This is a genomic window from Candidatus Symbiopectobacterium endolongispinus, assembly GCF_018777385.1.
Lineage (GTDB): Bacteria > Pseudomonadota > Gammaproteobacteria > Enterobacterales > Enterobacteriaceae > Symbiopectobacterium > Symbiopectobacterium endolongispinus.
Map to the genome: position 1 here is coordinate 111965 of NZ_JAFJYB010000002.1, position 20380 is coordinate 132344.

The 20380-nt window shown below is 48.9% G+C and carries 12 protein-coding genes, 1 tRNA gene and 9 pseudogenes; 16 read left to right on the forward strand and 6 right to left on the reverse strand.

Annotation, left to right across the window (positions count from 1 at the left end):
• Positions 1 to 36 precede the first annotated feature (36 nt).
• The 4 genes from JZM30_RS07140 to JZM30_RS07155 all read left to right on the forward strand — a co-directional run bounded on the left by JZM30_RS07140 (position 37) and on the right by JZM30_RS07155 (position 2620).
• Positions 37 to 1356 (forward strand): type II and III secretion system protein family protein, encoded by a 1320-nt coding sequence (locus JZM30_RS07140; protein WP_252318179.1) that lies wholly within the window; start codon positions 37 to 39, stop codon positions 1354 to 1356.
• A 97-nt stretch (positions 1357 to 1453) separates the two neighbouring features.
• Entirely contained in the window at positions 1454 to 1846 is a 393-nt protein-coding gene (locus JZM30_RS07145; protein WP_252318181.1) for a hypothetical protein, read from the forward strand.
• 2 nt (positions 1847 to 1848) lie between these two features.
• Positions 1849 to 2343 (forward strand): CpaE/TadZ family protein, encoded by a 495-nt coding sequence (locus JZM30_RS07150; protein ID WP_252318183.1) that lies wholly within the window; start codon positions 1849 to 1851, stop codon positions 2341 to 2343.
• Positions 2344 to 2404: 61 nt separating this feature from the next.
• Entirely contained in the window at positions 2405 to 2620 is a 216-nt protein-coding gene (locus JZM30_RS07155; RefSeq protein WP_252318184.1) for a hypothetical protein, read from the forward strand.
• Here the strand turns inward: JZM30_RS07155 and JZM30_RS07160 are convergent.
• A complete protein-coding gene (locus tag JZM30_RS07160; RefSeq protein WP_252318185.1) occupies positions 2593 to 3813 on the reverse strand; it encodes an ISL3 family transposase in 1221 nt (406 codons plus the stop codon). The genes JZM30_RS07155 and JZM30_RS07160 overlap by 28 nt on opposite strands.
• 8 nt (positions 3814 to 3821) lie before the next feature.
• On the opposite strand from JZM30_RS07160, the pseudogene dinB reads away from it, so the two are divergent.
• Positions 3822 to 4799, forward strand: a pseudogene (gene dinB, locus JZM30_RS07165) (DNA polymerase IV); the annotation flags it as partial.
• 44 nt (positions 4800 to 4843) lie between these two features.
• On the opposite strand, the pseudogene pepD reads toward dinB, so the two are convergent.
• A pseudogene (gene pepD, locus JZM30_RS07170) lies at positions 4844 to 6303 on the reverse strand (beta-Ala-His dipeptidase).
• 416 nt (positions 6304 to 6719) lie between these two features.
• Here pepD and gpt point away from each other — a divergent pair.
• The 8 genes and pseudogenes from gpt (at position 6720) to JZM30_RS07210 (ending at position 14461) form a co-directional block, all read left to right on the forward strand.
• Positions 6720 to 7178 (forward strand): xanthine phosphoribosyltransferase, encoded by a 459-nt coding sequence (gene gpt, locus JZM30_RS07175; protein ID WP_252318186.1) that lies wholly within the window; start codon positions 6720 to 6722, stop codon positions 7176 to 7178.
• Between the two features lie 169 nt (positions 7179 to 7347).
• Entirely contained in the window at positions 7348 to 8598 is a 1251-nt protein-coding gene (gene frsA, locus JZM30_RS07180) for an esterase FrsA (protein WP_252318188.1), read from the forward strand.
• A gap of 97 nt (positions 8599 to 8695) precedes the next feature.
• Entirely contained in the window at positions 8696 to 9070 is a 375-nt protein-coding gene (gene crl, locus JZM30_RS07185; RefSeq protein ID WP_252318189.1) for a sigma factor-binding protein Crl, read from the forward strand.
• Between the two features lie 141 nt (positions 9071 to 9211).
• Positions 9212 to 10307, forward strand: a pseudogene (gene proB, locus JZM30_RS07190) (glutamate 5-kinase).
• Between the two features lie 10 nt (positions 10308 to 10317).
• Positions 10318 to 11571 (forward strand): annotated as a pseudogene (gene proA / locus JZM30_RS07195) (glutamate-5-semialdehyde dehydrogenase).
• Between the two features lie 188 nt (positions 11572 to 11759).
• Positions 11760 to 11835 (forward strand) — tRNA-Thr (locus JZM30_RS07200).
• Between the two features lie 572 nt (positions 11836 to 12407).
• A complete protein-coding gene (locus JZM30_RS07205; protein ID WP_252318191.1) occupies positions 12408 to 12767 on the forward strand; it encodes a GNAT family N-acetyltransferase in 360 nt (119 codons plus the stop codon).
• Positions 12768 to 13435: 668 nt separating this feature from the next.
• Positions 13436 to 14461, forward strand: a complete 1026-nt coding sequence (locus JZM30_RS07210) for an isocitrate lyase/PEP mutase family protein (RefSeq protein WP_252318192.1) — start codon at positions 13436 to 13438, stop codon at positions 14459 to 14461.
• Positions 14462 to 14961: 500 nt separating this feature from the next.
• On the opposite strand, the pseudogene JZM30_RS07215 reads toward JZM30_RS07210, so the two are convergent.
• A pseudogene (locus JZM30_RS07215) lies at positions 14962 to 15863 on the reverse strand (LysR family transcriptional regulator).
• Positions 15864 to 16001: 138 nt separating this feature from the next.
• Here JZM30_RS07215 and JZM30_RS07220 point away from each other — a divergent pair.
• The 3 genes and pseudogenes from JZM30_RS07220 (at position 16002) to JZM30_RS07230 (ending at position 17566) form a co-directional block, all read left to right on the forward strand.
• Positions 16002 to 16577 (forward strand): NAD(P)H-dependent oxidoreductase, encoded by a 576-nt coding sequence (locus JZM30_RS07220; protein WP_252318194.1) that lies wholly within the window; start codon positions 16002 to 16004, stop codon positions 16575 to 16577.
• A 15-nt stretch (positions 16578 to 16592) separates the two neighbouring features.
• Positions 16593 to 16889, forward strand: a complete 297-nt coding sequence (locus JZM30_RS07225) for a YciI family protein (RefSeq protein ID WP_252318196.1) — start codon at positions 16593 to 16595, stop codon at positions 16887 to 16889.
• A gap of 76 nt (positions 16890 to 16965) precedes the next feature.
• Positions 16966 to 17566, forward strand: a pseudogene (locus JZM30_RS07230) (NAD(P)H-dependent oxidoreductase).
• An 87-nt stretch (positions 17567 to 17653) separates the two neighbouring features.
• On the opposite strand, the pseudogene JZM30_RS07235 reads toward JZM30_RS07230, so the two are convergent.
• The 3 pseudogenes from JZM30_RS07235 to JZM30_RS07245 form a co-directional block, all read right to left on the reverse strand.
• Positions 17654 to 17875 (reverse strand): annotated as a pseudogene (locus JZM30_RS07235) (acyl carrier protein).
• An 18-nt stretch (positions 17876 to 17893) separates the two neighbouring features.
• Positions 17894 to 19216 (reverse strand): annotated as a pseudogene (locus JZM30_RS07240) (AMP-binding protein).
• Positions 19217 to 19218: 2 nt separating this feature from the next.
• A pseudogene (locus JZM30_RS07245) lies at positions 19219 to 20354 on the reverse strand (membrane-bound O-acyltransferase family protein).
• Positions 20355 to 20380 lie beyond the last annotated feature (26 nt).

The following is a 20380-nucleotide window of genomic DNA, read 5'->3' on the forward strand; positions in this document are numbered from 1 at the left end:
GGCTGATAGGGAAATTTTAACAGAGGAAAAAGTTTGATGATGAAGCGCTTCCCATTTCACGCTCGCCTGATGCTAGCACTGATTTTATTGTGTCCGTTAACCACAATGGCCGATCAACTCTTTTTAAAGCCTGGGCAGTCAAAAACATTACGAACCAAAGGGCGTGTTAATACGGTATTTATCTCAGATCCCTCAGTAGCGGACTATAAAGTATTGAATGAAAACACCATCGTATTGTATGCGAAGGTCCCCGGTATTTCAGAGGTCACTGCCTATGATGCTGACACAAAAATTTTGGCTGATTTACAAATAAATGTTGATTCATTTCTGGGGGATATCAATCAGCGCATTGTGGTTGAGTTTCCCGGTAGTCAGGTGGTAGTTAAGAGTTTTATCAGCAGTGAAGGTAAATCTTATATCCTGACGGGGACTATGCCCGATGAGGAAACCCGTGGGGCGGTATATCAGTTAGTGGGCAGTGTCGTAGGGAAGGAAAGCCGAGATCTGAAGGTAAAGTATAATACTGATGATCGGGAAAGCTCAGAAGTTTTCTTTATGGCAAACAAAATCTATAGCAATGTAATAAACAGATTACAATTACCCTCATCCAATCAAATTAACGTAAAGCTCAGCGTTGTTGAGGTAAGTAAAAAATTCACAGACACTTTGGGGATCGAATGGAGTAATTTAACCCTTAGTGGACTGATTAAAGTAAATGGGGTTATTAATGACCCTGGTGTTTTCAGTTTGATTGGTCTTAAATGTGGATTCGATGCAGAAAATATCAGTACCACAATCAGCGCTGTTAATAATGACAGTTTGGCTCGGGTACTCGCTCAACCTAATCTCACCGTGTTGTCCGGTGAAGTGGCCAGCTTTTTAGTCGGCGGTGAAATCCCGCTGTTAGTACAAAGTAAAGAGGGTACAACCATACAATATAAAGAATATGGTATTCGATTAAATGTTGCTGCTAAAGTTGAAAAGAAACAGAAAATAAAATTGTTGGTTTCTAACGAAATCAGCAGTTTTTCAGGGAGTTATGCATATAATAATTACAGCATACCTCAGATAAAAACGCGGCGTTCCAGCTCTACGATAGAAGTGGCCGATGGTGATAGCTTTGTGATTGGAGGCTTACTTAATGAAGAGGATGTGGAATCACTGACCAAGGTCCCTTTCATTAATGATATTCCTATTCTTGGGGCGCTGGCGCGTAAATCTCACACGGAAAGAAATAAAACAGAATTGGTGGTCTTTGCGACTGTCGATCTGGTTAAACCAGTGTCTTCGGCATCACGACATAAAATTCAGTTACCTGAATATCACCGTAGCTCATCCGTTCAATTATTTTTTTAATAGTGGTGTAGATAAAAATACCCGTGAAGGACGGCTTGCCAGTGATGCCATCGCGGTTATTGTCGATATTGGCGATGTGGATAATGTTGAACTTATTATGCAGATGGTTGCACTACTCATCCCGGTTTCGGCAAAACCGATTCTGGTGGGCAATAATGACTCAATCCGCTTTGCACATGCGTTGATGATGGCAGGAACCAACTATCGGCATATTGGATCACAGTTAGCGCAATTGCCCGATCTGATTCGTGACCCTATTCCGGCTACGCATAACCGAGTGACGATGAAAATCAGCGTTCTGGGATGCAAGGGTGGGGCAGGAGCATCCACTGTGGCGCATCAGCTTTTTAAGGCTGCGGGAATGCTGACCTCAATACCCATGCTGTTGGTGCAGGGTTGCAGCGGCAGTCGGGATTTGGATTTATTGTTAGCTAAAGCGTTACCCAAAACGACGGCAGCATTGCCGATCTTACCGCTCATCAGCCGGTAAAGATGGAAACGTGCGACGCAGCATGGCTGTATGAGGATACCGCGTTTAATCGATATAATCTGGCTTTCTTTGATCATGGAATTCATACACACCTCGAACAGCAACTGGAACAGGTATTTATGCAGTCCCATGTCATTGTGTTGGTAATTTCACGGGCGTTAGCCTCATTGCGTGTGGCGAAAAATATACTGGAAGAGCATAAACGTTTCTTGCTGGCAAACCCACTGAAAGAAACGCGTATTTTTCTGTGTTTAAACGAGAGTCATCCCAAAAGTACGGATGAGCTTGTTAATACTGATATTGAAGAATATCTCGGGCTCGCTATTTTTAGCGTAAATGCCTACAACGTTCATCGTAATCAACCCTCCTCAGAGAGTTCACTTTATCGACTTGCTGCTCACCTGTTAGGCAAGTCGTTGGGCCCTAAGCCCTCTCGTAAGATTCTGTTTTCCCTGCCGACTTTTCGTCGTACTGCGCGTCAAAATACGGTCGTGTGATTTTTTGTCTTTTTGATATCTGAGCAGCGGGAAACGGAACAAGTGAAAGAGGGAAAAAGTGATGAATATTGAAACTGAAATGACCAGCATACTGCTCTATTTCCGCGAGCAGGTGCTTAAAAATATCGATTTAGAGCGCATTGATGAGTTGAAAAATCAGCGCTATGCGCTGTTTCGAGAAGTTAACGACGCCATTCAACGCGTGATGAATAACACAGGACAGGGTCTTCCCCTATTATGGTGGGAGACTCATAACAACATGTTTAACCTGCCGTAATGGAACATCACTGCCATCTTAAAGCGTTCTTTGTTCCGGTATCCTCTGGACTTGATCCGCAGCAGCCTTATCTTGCTGTTTAGTGACTCTGCATTACCGTTTGATACCCTGTGTTTCATGGCATTCAGGATCCCGTACAGTCGTTTACGTAACGTCCGGGCGGCGCTGCTTAGTAGCGGGACACCAACGTCTTTTGCCATCCCTATCCATTCCAGCCACAGACGCCTGCTGTGTTCGTCATACCGGCGGTTCCAGAGTTCCCGGGCCAGCGCCTTCATTGCCCAGCAACGGCTGGTATCAGGCAGAACCATCTGCGCTGCTTCCAGTCTTTCTGCTATTCGACCATGACGTTTATGGCGACCGTACAACCACAGATAACGGGAACGATGTGCACTTTTTCGTGCCGGTAACGGGATGGTTTTCATCTCCAACTGTCGTGTTTTATCTACGACGGCACAGAGCATTTTCGCTACATGGAAGTGGTCGAACGCGATCTTCTCCACCGCGTTAGGCAGATGGAGCCGCGCTGCGCTTATATAGGATAGATTCATGTCCATCGACAGGGTTTTAATGGATTCAATCTGGCGGTCACCCAGACTCCGGAGATAGCCAGCAAGACTTTCAACTCCGCGATCATCTTTGAGTTCCAATGCCTGTCCTTGGGTATCAGAGATAACGGTGACGTACTGATGCCCCTTTTTGAAAGCGACCTCATCAACACAGAGATGACGTGCGGCCTGAGGTGTTTTTCGACGGGCCAGTCCACGCTTAACCGCCCGTTGCATAATATTATCGACAGCATTCCAGCTCAGCCTCAGCTGTTTCCTGACGGCATCCACGGTGCTGATTTTCAGCCATGAGATAACGAACGACTCGAACAACAGCGTATACCGGCTACCGGGGCCGGCCCATGGAACAGACAGCGTCTGGTAGCCATGCTCCGGGCACATAATACGGGGTACATCAGCTTCGACTATTGTCGCGAACTGACAGGTATCGAGATGGCGCCATTTACGATGTCGGTGATCGTGAATAGGACAAGATTTCCCGCAGGTTGGACAGGTTAACTGAGTGTTTTTCGCAATCTCAACTGTAACGGTAACAGAACCGGCATTTTCATCGAGAGAAAGAGACTTTACCTGCCACGGAATAGACAGGTTGAGGATATGAGCGTAGAGAGACTTTTCGTCCATGGTGGTGACCTCTGGCGATTGGCGGCAGTGCAGATCGACGTGGCGTGATCAGCACCGCCAACTATCCCGCCCGACGCTATGGCGTACACAACGCCATGGCGACGGCGACCGCGTTGCGCTTGTGCCCCCAGCTTAAGCTTCTGCCGGGTCGTATGGAGGTGTACAAGGTCACATCGCGCCTGATTCGCTATATCTTTTCCCGCTACACTACGCTGATCGAACCACTTTCGCTGGATGAAGCCTATCTGGATGTGACAGACAGCCCGTTGTGTAACGGTTCTGCGACGCTGATTGCTCAGGATATTCGCCAGACAATCGCCAATGAATTACAGCTCACGGCATCTGCGGGCGTGGCTCCCATCAAGTTTCTTGCCAAGGTGGCATCGGAACAGAATAAGCCTAACGGCCAGTTTGTGATTACCCCTAACAATATGGACGCCTTTCTGCTAGCGCTGCCGCTGGGAAAAATCCCCGGCGTGGGTAAGGTGACTGCAAAACGGTTGGAAGAGAATGGTTTGCACAGTTGCGCAGATGTGAGGCAGTACGATTTGGCCGAATTGCTGCGCCAGTTTGGCAAATTTGGCCGTGTGCTATGGGAGCGCTGCCATGGCATTGATGAGCGTGCAGTGTCTCCCGATCGTTTGCGTAAATCTGTGGGCGTGGAAAAGACGCTGGCTGCCGATATCCACCATTGGCATGAGTGCGAGGGGCTGGTGGAACAACTCTATCAGGAACTGGGATTGCGCCTGCGGCGCGTGAAACCGGACCTGCATATAGCCCGCCAGGGCGTAAAACTGAAGTTTGATGATTTTTGCCAGACCACGCAGGAACACGTATGGCCTGAACTGAATAAGCAGGATCTGCTGCGGTTGGCACGGCAAACCTGGTAAGAGTGGCGTCAGACGCGAGGCGTCAGGCTGGTTGGATTGCACGTTACTTTGCTCGATCCGCAAATGGAACGCCAACTGCTACTGAATTTGGAGTAATGGGACGACGCGCCGGTGACAGTAAATACCCCGGCGCGCCTTGATTACGCTTTTTCTGGGATAGCCGCCAGTAGCGCTGTCAGTAGTTGCCAGTAGCGGCCTATGCTTGCGATGTGCACTTGTTCATCGGGTGAATGCGGTCCGGTAATGGTGGGCCCAATGGAAACCATGTCCATGTTCGGGTAGGGCTTTTTAAATAACCCACACTCAAGCCCGGCGTGAATAACCATGACGTTCGGCGTGGTGTCGAACAGTTTCTGGTACGTTTCATGCACCAGTTGCATCACCGGTGAATGGGCATCCGGTTTCCAGCCAGGGTAGCCGCCTTTCGGTGCGGTGTGAGCGCCAGCTAACTGACCCAACGCCGTTAACGTTCCTACCACGGCATCTTTACCGCTGTCGATCAGCGAACGGATCAAGCAGACGATTTCTGCCTGTTCTGCATTCATGGTGGCCACGCCCAAATTGAGCGAGGTTTCTACCACACCTTTGACTTCATCACTCATACGAATGACGCCATTCGGGGTGGAATTCAGCAAGGTCAGCAGGCGATCGCGGGATTCGGCGGTGAGTGGCAGAGCATCGCTGGAGGTTTCTTCCAGAACCAGCGTCAGGTTTTTTTCCACGGCAGCCAGTTCGTGTTGCAGCGTTGCCAGATACTGCTCTGCCAGCGTTTTCAGCGTGGCGACGTTGCCCGCCGGAACGGCCAGCGTGGCGAAGGCCTCACGCGGAATGGCGTTACGTAGGGTGCCGCCATTTAAATCCAGCACGCGAATATCCGTTTTCGCGGCGTACTGGAACAGAAAACGTGCCAGCAGCTTATTGGCGTTACCCAGACCCAAATGAATATCGCAGCCGGAGTGGCCGCCTTTTAGCCCTTTCAACGTCAGTTTGAACGTGGAAAGATCTGTGGGCAGCGTTTCGCGCGTCAGCGGCAGACGGGTGATAAAATCGATCCCGCCGGCGCAGCCCATGTACACTTCACCTTCTTCTTCTGAATCGGTGTTGATCAGAATATCGCCCTGCAACCAGTTGGGCTGCAAGCCGAAGGCGCCATCCATACCGGATTCTTCCGTCATGGTCAGCAGCACTTCCAGCGGGCCATGTTTCACGCGATCGTCTGCCAGCACCGCCAGCGCCGAGGCCATACCAATACCGTTATCCGCACCCAGCGTAGTGCCACGTGCTTTGACCCAGTCGCCATCCACATAAGGTTGGATAGGGTCAGTGGTAAAATCGTGTACGGTGTCATTGTTTTTCTGCGGCACCATATCCAGGTGCGCCTGCAATACCACCGCTTTGCGGTTTTCCAGCCCCGGCGTCGCAGCTTTACGCAGCAGGATATTTCCTACTGCATCGCGCTCGGCGTGAATATTACGCCCTTTGGCCCAGGCTAAATGTGATGCCCCAACGCCTCTTCATGGTAAGAAGTATGGGGAATGGAACAGATGGTGGCAAAAATATACCACAAAGGCTGGGGAGTAAGTTGAGACAGTTCAGACACGATTAGCGTCTCCTCGTTAGCAGACCCGTCTGCGCATCAGGTGCGTAAGGACTGCAAGTTAAACGTTTCGGGTTGTGCCGCCGCAATCGGCACTTTAGTGACAGAATATCACTTTCCTTATCTTTTGATGCATCTTCAATTTGTATTACCGATAGTCATAGCATTTTATGCTTTATAAGATGAGAATTTCAGTATATCGAATTGATACTTTGCGCTAAGTAACTGGTATGGCCGTTATTTTCCGCTTTGTGCTAGGGTGTGTTTACCCGGCAATTCGAGGGCAAAAGCAAGAGGTACGCAGCGATTACGTGGATAAATACTGGTTTTTATGCTGGCGGCTATCTATAATCTCGCGCAATCTTTTCCCCCATCAGACTCGAATTAAGCCAATTTAACGTTGGTCAGGATAGATTTTTATGAGCGAAAAGTACGTCGTCACCTGGGATATGTTGCAAATTCATGCCCGTAAACTGGCGCAGCGTTTGCTGCCAGCCGAACAATGGAAAGGCATTATTGCCGTTAGCCGTGGCGGGTTGGTTCCCGGTGCACTGCTGGCGCGTGAATTAGGCATACGTCATGTGGATACCGTGTGTATCTCCAGCTATGACCACGACAACCAGCGTGAGCTGACTGTCCTGAAACGTGCCGAGGGAGACGGTGAAGGGTTTATCGTGATCGACGATCTGGTGGATACCGGGAGAACGGCGAAAGCGATTCGCGATATGTATCCGAAAGCGCATTTTATCACCATCTTCGCCAAGCCTGCCGGGCGCCCACTGGTTGATGACTACGTGGTTGATATCCCACAGGACACCTGGATTGAGCAACCGTGGGACATGGGCGTAGTGTTTGTTCCGTCCTTGGCCGGACGGTAATCGCCTTCTGGCATAGCGTTCAGACGCTAACTAATGTTATGTTAATTGCCCGGCTTTGTGCCGGGCAATTTTTTTAAAGGCTCAAAGAAGCCTGTGCAGTACTTTCATTCCGATGCGCATCTGCTGTGCGTTTTCGTGTTCTCAATCATGCCGTATCTAGGAGACTGCCGTGGTTCAAGCCAATCTCTCTGAGACACTGTTTAAACCCTCGTTCAAACATCAAGAGACATCAACGTTGGTCAGGCGCGCTCGCCACCATGAAGACGTTGAATGCCATTCCGCGCTGGAAGGGCGGTATTCAAAACACTGGTATCGCACACTGAACCGCCTGATGTGGATCTGGCGCGGTGTCGATCCACGTGAAATCGAAGAAGTGCTGGCACGGATTACGGTCAGCACGGCTAAACGCAGCAATGAACATTTTCTGGATACCGTGGTGGGTTACCGCAGCGGCAACTGGATTTATGAGTGGGCCAAGCAGGGGGCCGCCTGGCAAACCAAAGCGATGGAAAGCGAAGAGACCCAGCACGATGGCCACTATTGGCTGAATGCGGCCAATCTCTACAGCATTGCGGCTTATCCCTATATCAAAGGGGATGAACTGGCGGAGCAGGCACAAACGCTGGCGAACCGCGCCTATGAAGAAGCGGCTAACTATCTGCCGTATCAGTTAAAAGCGCTGGATTTTCCCATCGAAGGCGGCGGTAATCTGTGCGGCTTTTTGCACTTGCCTGAGCAGGGCTCAGCACCGTTCCCGACCGTGCTGATGTGTGGCACGCTCTATATGCTGCAAAGCGACTATTATCGCCTGTTCCGCGACTACCTGGCTCCGGCTGGCATGGCTATGCTGACCATTGATGTGCCGTCGGTAGGCTTTTCATCGCGCTGGAAGTTAAGTGAAGACAGCAGTTTCCTGCACCGACAGGTGTTGCGCGCACTGCCTGATATCCCCTGGGTCGATCACTGTCGCGTTGGTGCCTTTGGTTTTCGTTTCGGTGCCAATATCGCGGTGCGGCTGGCTTATCTGGATCCAGGCCGTTTGCGCTGTGTCGCAACGCTTGGCCCCATCGTGCACCATTTGCTGTGTGATACGCAGCGCCAACATCAGGTGCCGGATATGTATATGGACGTGCTGGCCAGTCGCCTTGGCATGGCAAATGCCACTGACGCAGCGCTGAAAACGGAATTGGGTCGCTACTCGCTTAAAACGCAGGGGCTACTGGGCCACCGTTGCCCGACACCAATGCTGGCGGGCTATTGGGATAATGACCTGCTGTGCCCGAAAGAAGAAGCGAGCCTGATCGTCAATTCGTCCACCAACGGTAAATTGTTGCCCATCAAGTCGGCGCCGATATACCGTAATTTTCATCAGGCATTGGGCCATATCAGCGATTGGCTAAAGGACGCGCTGAACGCCTAAGCATCGGACTCACAAAGAAAGAATAACCTGAAGCGTAGCGGTTTAATTTATTGTTGCCATCTGTTAAAAGAGAAGCTTCAACCTGAGGAGTAAACCGATGACATTACCGAGTGGACACCCGAAAGCCCGGCTCATGAAAAGTTTTGCCTCATTGGGGCCCTATCTAAGAGAGAATCAGTGCGACAACGAACGTTTTTTCTTTGATTGCCTGGCGGTATGCGTTAGTGTGAAACCTGTGCCGGAAAAACGGGAATTCTGGGGATGGTGGCTCCAGTTGGAAGCCCAGGAAAAGACGCTCGTTTATTCCTACCATACCGGCTTGTACGATAAAACGAGCCGTTGGCAAGAAGAGAAAATTAAGGATACCGAAGTGCTGACGAAAGTGCAGGAGACGCAACGGCAGTTTCATACGCGTCTGGAAAAGTTATTACATTCTTTGGAACCCGCCTTGACGTTCACCGAGCGACCGTGAAGCCTTTCTTTTGAGTCTGCGCCGCGTTACCGTTTGCGGGAGCGGGGCAGATTCGCGTAATCTCTGTTGCCATTATGAACGTGCTCTGTGGCAACGTTTTCACTATTTCGTGTTTTGACCAACATTAACGGCAGATTAATCATGAGTGGCAGCCAGACTTTGGTTGTGAAATTGGGTACCAGCGTGTTGACCGGCGGTTCGCGACGCTTGAACCGTGCCCATATTGTTTAATTGGTTCGCCAGTGCGCACAGCAGCACGCGGCCGGACACCGTATTGTGATTGTGACGTCTGGGGCGATTGCCGCTGGGCGCGAGCATTTGGGCTATCCGGAATTGCCTGCCACCATCGCCACCAAACAGCTGTTGGCCGCGGTCGGGCAGAACCGTTTGATTCAGCTATGGGGACAACTATTTTCTATTTACGGTATCAATATTGGCCAAATGTTGCTGACGCGCGCGGATCTGGAAGACAGAGAACTTTTCCTCAACGCCCGCGACACGCTGCGTGCATTGCTGGATAACCGTATTGTTCCGGTAATTAATGAGAACGATGCGGTAGCCACCGCCGAAATCAAGGTTGGCGATAACGACAACCTGTCGGCACTCGCCGCGATATTGGCGGATGCGGACAAGCTGCTGTTGCTGACCGATCAGGCTGGTCTGTTTACCGCCGATCCGCGTTCTAACCCGGAGGCCGAATTGATCCGGGAAGTGGGAGACATTACCGACGAACTGCGCCTGATTGCCGGTGGCAGCGTTTCTGGCCTTGGCACGGGCGGTATGTCGACCAAATTGCAGGCTGCTGACGTGGCCTGCCGCGCCGGGATTGATGTGATCATTGCCGCGGGCAACCGCGCCGATGTGATTGGCAACGTGTCGGTCGGCACCCGTTTTCACGCCGTGGAAGCACCGCTGGAAAGCCGCAAACACTGGATCTTCGGTGCACCACCAGCGGGTGAAATTACCATTGATGACGGTGCGCTTTCCGCGATCGTTGAGCGTGGTAGCTCGCTGTTGCCAAAAGGCATTCGCGAGGTGAAGGGCAACTTTTCTCGCGGTGAGGTCATCCGCGTTTGTACGCTTTCCGGACGTGATTTGGCGCATGCGGTAACCCGTTACAACAGTGATGCGCTGCGCACGCATGATCGCCGGGCATCACTCGCAGCAGATTGCCGATATTCTGGGGTATGAATATGGCCCGGTGGCCGTTCATCGCGACGACATGATTATTAATTAAGGAGCACGCCATGCTGGAAAAAATGGGCAAAGCGGCTAAACAAGCCTCCTATCACCTGTCGGTGCTGAGTACGGTGCAGAAGAACCAGGCGCTGAACGTGATTGCTGACCTGCTGGAAGCGGAAAGCGCAGAGATTCTGGCTGCTAACGCACTGGACCTGGCGGATGCTAGGCAAAACGGCATGAGCGCCGCGTGACAAGACAGGTTGCTGCTCACGCCTCAGCGGTTGAGCGCTATTGCTGATGATGTGCGCCAGGTCTGCCGCCTGAATGACCCGGTGGGTGAGGTGATTGATGGCCGCCTGCTGGATAATGGATTGAAACTGGAACGCTGTCGCGTGCCGCTGGGCGTGGTGGGCGTTATCTATGAAGCGCGCCCGAATGTGACGGTGGACGTCGCCAGCCTGTGCCTGAAAACCGGTAACGCGGTGATTCTGCGCGGCGGCAAAGAGACTTATAGCACCAATGCAGCCACCGTGAGCGTGATTCAACGCGCACTGGCGCAGAGTGGACTGCCCGCTGCTGCGGTTCAGGCGATTGAAAGCCCAGACAGAGATCTGGTCAATCAACTACTTAAACTGGATCGCTACGTGGATATGCTGATCCCGTGCGGTGGTGCCGGGCTGCATAAACTGTGCCGTGAGCAATCGACTATTCCGGTGATCACGGGCGGGATTGGCGTGTGCCATATTTTTGCCGATGAGAGCATTGATTTTGCCAAAGCGCTGACCGTGATTGAAAGCGCCAAGGTACAGCGTTCGAGCGCGTGCAACAGCCTGGAAACGCTGCTGATTCACCGCGCCATTGCCGCGCAGTTCCTGCCTGCACTGAGCGAGAAAATGGCACAAGCAGGGGTGACGCTGCACGCCAGCCCGGAAGCCTTGAGCACGCTGCAAAACGGGCCTGCCAACGTGATTGCGGTGGAAGCCAAGGACTACGATGACGAATGGCTCTCTAACGACCTCAACGTGGCACTGGTGGACGATATGGATGCTGCCATCGCCCATATCCGTGAACACGGCACGCAGCACTCCGATGCGATTTTGACGCGCTCCATCAGCAATGCGGAACGCTTTGTGCGCGAGGTGGATTCCTCGGCGGTGTACGTCAATGCCAGCACCCGCTTTACCGATGGCGGCCAGTTTGGCTTGGGTGCCGAAGTGGCGGTAAGCACGCAGAAATTGCACGCGCGCGGCCCGATGGGACTGGAAGCGTTGACCACCTACAAGTGGATTGGTTACGGCGAAGATTTAATCCGCGCATGATAGCTGCCTTAAGCTTGAAAGTTATAGGATTCTCCGTTATTAGCAGTGAAAATAATGAGAGAATCCTGTTATTCCTCTGGTCGTTTACAAAACCAGCAAACGGACGGCAAAGCTATTGACTTGCTACGGTGATTTCACTACTTTGTCACCCCGTAGTCCATCGTCAGTGCTCACTGACGTGTATCAGGGCCGATATAGCTCAGTTGGTAGAGCAGCGCATTCGTAATGCGAAGGTCGTAGGTTCGACTCCTATTATCGGCACCATTTCTATATTTTATTGATTTTATTAATTTTAATCTCAACTATAATGAGATTGGTCTGTATCGCTTTAGCAGCAGAACTTATCTTGTCTGTGTTGCTATTCACATCTGAGGCCGTCTCAACATGAGACCGCATAAGATTCACGCCTCAATAGAAACAAATCACATCAGAAAAGCGTGAGCGATTGCCGCTGGCCTATAGATTGTTTGTCCGCGATACCTGAGTGAATGTCAAAAGTGGCAAAACGTTAGATAGAACAATAAGGCTGAATGATAAAATAAAGTGCTGTATTGAATCTCCTTTTAGTAATATATTTCTTCGTATCATGTTAATCCCTCGGTCGATAGATTTTTTATGAAAAGGTCAGCCTCTCTTGAGAATAGAAACTCACCCAGCAACAAACTCTATCTTATCCCTTTCACTGAGCAACATTTTCCAATATTGATAGGGTGGTTTTTAGTGAAAAGGATATTGTTCAATGGGACGAACCGGATTTATCTTATCCTCTCGATGAAGAACAAGTTAATTCGATGTTGAGTAAAACCAAGGTCATTCCCACTAACTATTTTTGTTAGATGGTTGAAGATAATGCAGGCGAATTATGCAGTCATTGCCAACAGGTGTTTGACTGGAGAAATGGAGTGGCAAAAATTTGTAGGGTTGTCATTGCGCCTGAGCATCGAGGACGTGGTTTCGCAATGCCAATGATTGGCATGGTTTTAGAAAAAGCATTTTCATATGCCGAAATAGAGCGCGTAGAGCTTAACGTGTACGCTTGGAATGAAATAGCCATCAAAACCTATTCCCGCATTGGATTTATTGGTGAGGGTGTTCGCCGATCCTCAGTGAAAGTGGGCGATGAACGCTGGGATACCGCCATAATGAGTATGTTACGTGATGAGTGGATAGCGCCTTCAGTTAGTGTTATTAAGTAGGGTTGGGTGTATTATTTTATTAAATGGTTTATGTGTGAAAGAGTGCGATAATTAATATTTAATGTTATAAGTATGGAGTATTGATGCGCCAACCTAAACAAGTGTTAGTTGTTTCTTAATGCAATTTATGAGAGTGAATTGTATTTGTATCTTCTGAAAAGAAAAGATATAGACTATTGGCAATGGGTAGCAGGAGGGGTAGAGTAAAATGAAACCATATTAAAGTGCAGCGATACGAGAATCATCTGAAGAGCTGGGGATTATGTTTAAAACATCAGATTTTGTACAGCTTGAATCGGTGTGTTCTATTCCACGGTGTCATTTCAACAGTGATAAGACATGGGGGGATGATTTCCACACTGTTACAGAATATTCTTTTGCTGTTAGATTACCTATGAACTGCAAAATAAATTTGAGCGATGAACATAGCGAAGTAAATATAATAAAGTATTCTGATTTGAGCAAATATCATTCATGGGATAGTAATAGAACGGCAGCGTGGGAGCTAAATGAACGGTTTTTGAAGGGCACTCTTTGAATGATGGCGCATTTATTCGCGGTAGAAACCTCCTGATACCATGTTTTGGTTCTGAATGGCGTTGGATTTTATGATAGTTTCAACTGAGCGTAGTGCTCTTTCTATTTGACAATGATGCATGGGGTTACACATGGAAGACAAAGGAAAGATTTTCCGCAGGCTACATGAGCTTGATGATGTTTTCGTTATTCCTAACCCCTGGGATATCGGCACTGCCTGGATACTCGAAACCATGGGGTTTAAAGCGCTTGCGACAACCAGCACGGGGCTTGCTTTTTTGCTAGGGGTTCAGGAAGGGACTGTTCCGTGGGAGCAGACTCTTTTGCATTGTCAGTCTCTCGTTAATGCCACCTCTCTGCCGGTGTCCGCCGATCTTGAAAAAGGGATGGGGGATTGCCCTGAAAGTGCCGCACAGCCTGTTGAAATTGCTGCGGGCATCGGTTTGGCGGGATGCTCTCTGGAAGATCATACCGGCATAACCAGTAAACCTATTTATGATTTTAGCCTGGCAGTGGAAAGAATTGAGGCCGCGGCTAAAGCACGAGATGCGCTGGCGACTGATTTTGTCATAACGGCCCGTGCCGAAAATTTTATGTGGGGAATCACCGATCTGGATGAAACCATCCTGAGATTACAGGCTTTTGAAAAAGCCGGGGCGGATGTTCTTTATGCTCCTGGCCTCAGGGATATTACAATGATTAAAACGGTATGCCAAGAACTGACAAAACCAGTCAATATTGTGATGGGGTTGCCCGGAGAGATATTTAGCATTGCTGAATTGGCCGATGCAGGTGTAAAGCGAATCAGCGTTGGAGCATCCATGACGCGGTTTGCCTATGGTATGTTTGTACATGCGGCTCAAGAAATCATGTCAAAAGGCACGTTCAATTATTCCAAAGACGCTATGGGATTTTCGGAACTGGCATCGTATTTCGAGAGAAAGAGACTTTACCTGCTACGGAATAGACAGGTTGAGGATATGAGCGTAGAGAGACTCCTCGTCCATAGTGGTGACCTCTGGCGATTTAATACGCCATTATCATGCCTTCAGCCACCACAACAAGGGAAGACCCTGTTAATAACAGTGTTGACACCACTGAAAAAGCATGTAAATTGTATTTTAACAGCAAAAGAAATTAGTTTGCTGTTTATTTGAGAAGTGTTTTTACGCTCTTTAATAATGATGCGATAAAGGCCACGAAGTGTATTTTTTATGAGTTTTCCAAACTGAGAGTGGGTAATATTCTCGTTTGGTAATGCATTCAGGCCATGTAGTCAGTATCTACAATCGCAGGCTGTGAACGAAAGCGCGATGATGTAACGCCATGTTTTAGTTATATTTGGTTGCGAGTGTGTTTGGTTGGTTCTAGGTGTTGAATATCGCAACGGCAGTAAGGCTATGCATCAACCATTTTATATCGCGATGGGAGATGTACTTATTTAGCCTGCCATGGCTTCATAGGTTGATGGAGCAGGCAGAACGTTCAACCGGTAACTATATGGGAGGGATTTGTTATCTTTTCAGTACCCAATATTATCGTCGTAACGTGTACATCAAGGCTGTACAAATAGCAGTACTAAGTATCTAAGTGTATTAATGTTAAATCTTAAGTTAATCGTAACCTAAAAGCCCTGGCGAATGTCGCTATGGCTTTTTTATTCATGTTCAGCCCTTTTGATTAAAAAATCAACCAGGGTTTTGACCCTTTTGGATTTACCTGCATTTTTGGGATAATAGAGATACACGGGGGATAGGTTTTCCAGTAATCTTCCATCACCGGAATAAATTTTTCCTTGTCTGGCTGTAGTTGGTAAATAGGTTCAAATAATCTCCCAATCCCCAACCCGTTACGTATACCATCAGCCATAACGTCAATGTCATTGCTAATTAATTGGCCCGACATATCAACGGTTAGCTATTCTCCCTTATCACTCAGTATCAGTGGAAGGATGCGATTATTTGTAATAAACCGGTAACCGATGAGCCTGTGCTGGTGAAGATCAACCGGTAATACCGGTGTGCCAAATGCTTTAAGATATTCAGTTGAAGCATATAACCCTTCGCGAAAGGGCTTCATCAGTTGACGAGCGACAACACCTCCCTCAAGAATGTCTCCAAAGCGAATCCCCAGATCAAACCGTTCATCAATGATATTTAGGGTCCCGTCATAAACGGAAATTTCCAGTTGGATCCCAGGGTACTGCTGGCAGAACGCTTTCATCGCTGGTTTGAGTATAAGAAGGTAAGCAAAGCGCGCGAGCGTAATCCTGATAAGGCCTGAAGGTTTTTGATTCAGTTCTTTAATGTTTTCAAGCGCTTTTTCCAGCGAATTTATGGCGTCGGATGTCTGCTGTAATAACTGTTGGCCTGCGTCAGTCAGTTCGATTCTACGGATCGTGCGAAGAAACAGTGGATATCCAATGTGCTGCTCAAGGAGTTTGAGTGCCTTACTGACTGAGGGCGGGGTGATCTCCAGCTTCCTTGCGGCAGCGGAGATGCTGCCCTCATACGCAATACTCTGAAAGATGCGTATTTGATTGTAAATCACGTTATTCATCCCGCCATCCCGATGCCAATGAGTTTCTGATTATTAGCCATTGTCTAATAGTCTTTGAGCTATTGATACCCTAAAAAACAGAATTGAGCTTGCTTATACTGTGCATCCATTGAATCACCCACTGTGAATGAACTGAAAATGCCTAATGTATTGATTATTTCAGGGCACCCAAATCTTGCGGCGTCTGTTGGCAATATAACTATCCTGCTGGAGGTTGCCCGTGCCTTGCCTGGCGCTGAGATCCGTTGCCTTGATACGCTCTACCCGGATTTTAAAATCAATGTTGCCGCAGAGCAGGAAGCGTTGCTGAAGGCTGATGTGATTGTCTGGCAGTTTCCTTTTTCCTGGTATTCACTGCCTGGGATAATGAAGTTATGGCTGGATGAGGTTTTTGTCCACGGGTTTGCTCACGGTTCGACTGCAAAACTGGGCGGCAAAAAGCTGATTCTCTCTTTTACGACGGGAGCACCGCAGGCGCTATATTCCTCTAACGGTTTCTTTGGAAACGATGTCGAAGATTACTTAATTCAGTTTGAAACCACCGCAGCGCTATGCAATCTGGATATGCAGAAACCGGTTTACACCTGTGGCGTGAGCTATTCAGATCGCGACGAAACCAAAATAGCGCAACAGAAAATCATGGCGAAAGAGCATGCCTCGCGTCTGGTTACTGTACTGCTCACGTTGTCGTCTGAACCAGAAATGGTCGTATAAAAAAGGGGCGGATAAATGTTTCTTATCCAGATCACGGTAAACGAAAATATTACGGCAGAGCAACACGAGTCCCTTTTTCCTCATCATGCTCAATGGTTTAAAAAATATTTTGGTGCAGGTAACTTTCTGATGATTGGGCCTTACACCGATTGCGAAAGAACCGGTGTTATTATTGCCAATGCCAAAAATCGTGATGAACTTATGACAATCCTGGCTGAGGACTCCTATTTTCCCGATCTGGCAAAGTACGATATACGGGGATTTTCTCCCAAAATGATTGCAGAAAATCTGCATCAGTTTCAGGCATTCTGAAAAATCGCAATACAGGTGTGATGGACTGGCGGTAATCAGAACCGTTGAAACTCTGAATTAATGAAGGAGCGAAAAGATGAATTGGGCACACTTTTTTAGCGTCGTAAAAAGGGTATTTGCCGTTACTTTTCTTTTCCTGTTACCGCTCCGCGAAGCCATTAGCAATGATCAGAGTGCCGTGAATACACTGGTTATTGTTTCTCATCCTTATACAGAACGCTCTGTTCTGACTAAGGGATTACAGGAGGCGGCGGAGCGCGTTGAAGGCGTAACGGTACGTAATCTTGAGACGGTCTATGGTTTTGACACACGTAATATTAATGGTGAAGAAGAACGCCGGATTATGCGCGAGTATTCACGTGTCGTTTTCATCTTTCCTACCCACTGGTTTAATATTACGCCCATGATGAAAGCCTGGTTGAATGACACCTGGGGCAGCGTGGGGCCGGGAGTGTGGCAGGGTAAATAGATGCTCATTGTCAGCACCGCAGCTGGAGTCGTCTACTTACTGAGAAACGGGGAGAATTGGTGTTACGCTTGTGGATGTCTTTTTACCCATGAAAGCAAGCGCCCTGCATGCGGGTATGACGTATCTTACGCCGCTTGTATTTCAGAACGCCAGCAGCAGCAAGCTGCCTGATTATCAGCGCCAATTGATTGAGCGCCTGAAAATGTAGCGGAGGCGATTCTCTCTCAACGCTCACCTCGGGTGACGCCACCAGAGGTGATAACGGTGAGCAATAAATATCTTCGCTGTTAGGAAATTAGCCGCGATTCTCTTCAATGTAACGCGCTAAATCCGCCGTGGTTTTCAGTACGGTCGCGACTTCGGTGGGAGGAATCATGCAGCCGTAAACGTCCTGCACTTCCAACACAAGGTCTACCGCCAGAATAGAGTCGAGAATATCGGACTCAATCAGCTAATCGTTAAAGCCCACTTTGCGGGATAAGACCTTTTCAAACAGAGCGAGAATTTCTTGTTCCATCATTTTTTCCTGGTGTAATTAGTTCGTGCGGGCGTGAGAGTCCAGCAACTTACGATCAATTTTGCCGTTAGGGTTAAGCGGCAGTGCGTCTTTAATGATAATTTGAGAAGGCACCATGTAATGCGGGATCACCTTCGACAGCGAAGTTTTAATCGCTTCCTGGGCTAAGTGCGTCACGCAGAATGCGGCAATACGCAAAACGCCACCACCTGATTTCATCAGCGGCAGAACCACCGCTTCGCTGATATCGGACATCGCCAGCAGTCGATTTTCAATTTCGTTGATTTCAATACGATAACCATTGAGTTTAATCTGGCTGTCATTGCGGCCCTGGCAGTAGAACAGCCCATCCACATTTTCGTAGCCCAGGTCACCGGTTCTATAGCCGCGGAACATTTCGCTTTCCCTATGCAGCAATTTCTCGGCATTCTCTTTCGCCAGCCCGAGGTAGCCACGCATCACGTTTTTTCCCCAAATAATCAGCTCACCGTCAGAGGTAATCTCCATTCTGGAATCCGGCATCATCACGCCAATCGGCAGCAGATCGTTCTCGCTGTGCAGGATGTCATCGGTAATTTCGATAACCGTGGTCGCGATGGTAGCTTCCGTTGGGCCGTAAGAATTTAGGATTTTTGCGTGCTGGAAGCGGCGGCGCAGTTGTTTTACCAGTGCTTTGTTTAGCACTTCGCCGATGAACACAAAGACGCTCAGATCGGGCAAATAGTCACTGCTAAACTGCGGCGATATCCTCTTTCGCATTCAGCACGATATGCCCGCTGGTTGCCAGATTTGCCAGCAGTGGAATCAGAGAGAGCGAAGCTGAACACAGCATGGTTCATCAGCACTGGCACTTCCGGCAGCGCAAAATCCTGACGCACCCACTTCATGAAATGCCACAGGCTTTCACGCCCGATTTGCACACCTTTGGGCTTTCCGGTACTGCCAGAGGTGAACATGATATAGGCGAGATCCTGCTCAACGAGTGCCTGTTCGGTCACGTCCGTGGCAATAAATTGTCGGGTCGCCACGTCATAATAGTAAGGGGCGCTTGCCAGTTGGCAAATCTCTTTGAGCCGTTCCTGCGGGTAGATGCAGTCCACCGGAATATACGGAATGTTGTGCAACAGGCAACTGTAGATAGCGGCGGCAAACTCTGCCTGCTGGTGTCCGTAGATCACTATCACCATTGCCAGCGGACTGCTGGCAATGGTGATAGCGTTTCGCCCAGTCGGTAGCAGCAACAGAAAGCTGTTGCCAGGTCAGGGATTCATCACTGCCGCTAATCGCCGGTTGCTGTGGGTTCGCGGGGTCGAGTAATGCCGCACGCAGAAAATCTTGCAGTTCTAGAAGCTCGCTGTGTTGGTTCGTAGAGGTGACATTCCGCTAAAGATATAGAGGGAGGCCGCGGCGCTTGCTAGCGTCAAAATTCGACCCGTAAACTCACTAACCGGATGATCTAACCAATTGCTCAGTACCGGGCTGCGTTTCGCTGACCATTGCAGCATATTGTGAGCAACAGAAATGGCGCCAAACAGTGCGCCGCTGATGACATAGTGTCGTTCCAGCCCGTTCCACGCCCCCATACAAAACAGGGTGCAGAAAATACCAATATTCTGCGCCAGCTTTTTGTTCTGACGGAAAAAATTGAGCTTCATCAGATTCATATAAATCGGCATAAAGACCACATCCCTCAGCCATTCAGACAGGCTGATGTGAAAGCGTCGCCAAAAATCTTGTGGGTTCTTTGCCAGAAACGGCATATTGAAGTTTGCCGGGATATTCAGGCCAAATAAACGTCCGGCCCCGATAGCCATATTACTGTAGCCAGCAAAGTCAAAGTAGAGATAGGCGAAGCCAGAGACATGACCACGCCAACGCTCAACGTAAATGGCTGATGGCTCCACGGCTGAACGACCAGAGTATCAATGAGCGTGGCTAATAGGTATTTTTGGATAATACCGGTAAAAATTTGTTCCATGGACAGTAAAAACTGTTCACGGGTAAGCGTGAAGACCGGCTTATTAATGTCATTAATCCATGTGCGCCAGCGATACATTGGGCCCGCCAGGATAATAAACGGCATAAACAGGTAGCAGAAATAATGCAGAAAACGTTGGCCATCTTTTTTGCTGCGATAAAGCAGCACGTCAACGGCACGGAAGGTCATGAATGACAAGCCAATCATGTTCCAGTGGTTGTTGAGATCTAATTTCACCAGGAACATAGGAAGTAATGTCAGACTAACGGCCTGCCAGGTTTTTAACCAGCCTTTTTCTTTTAATGTGACAAGGAGATAAAACCCAAGAAAAACCGCCACGGGAATGAGATAATCCCCCCTGGAAAATATACGCCCAGCCAAATGCCGCCAGCACAGAAAAAGCAGACAAATAGGTCAGCCGATAATGCAATACGCGGTTAACCAGCGCAAACAGTAGAGCTGATGAAAACAGAAGGAAAAAAACGTTCCGGAGCTGTACATCATTTACTACCCCTCAGAATTTTTGG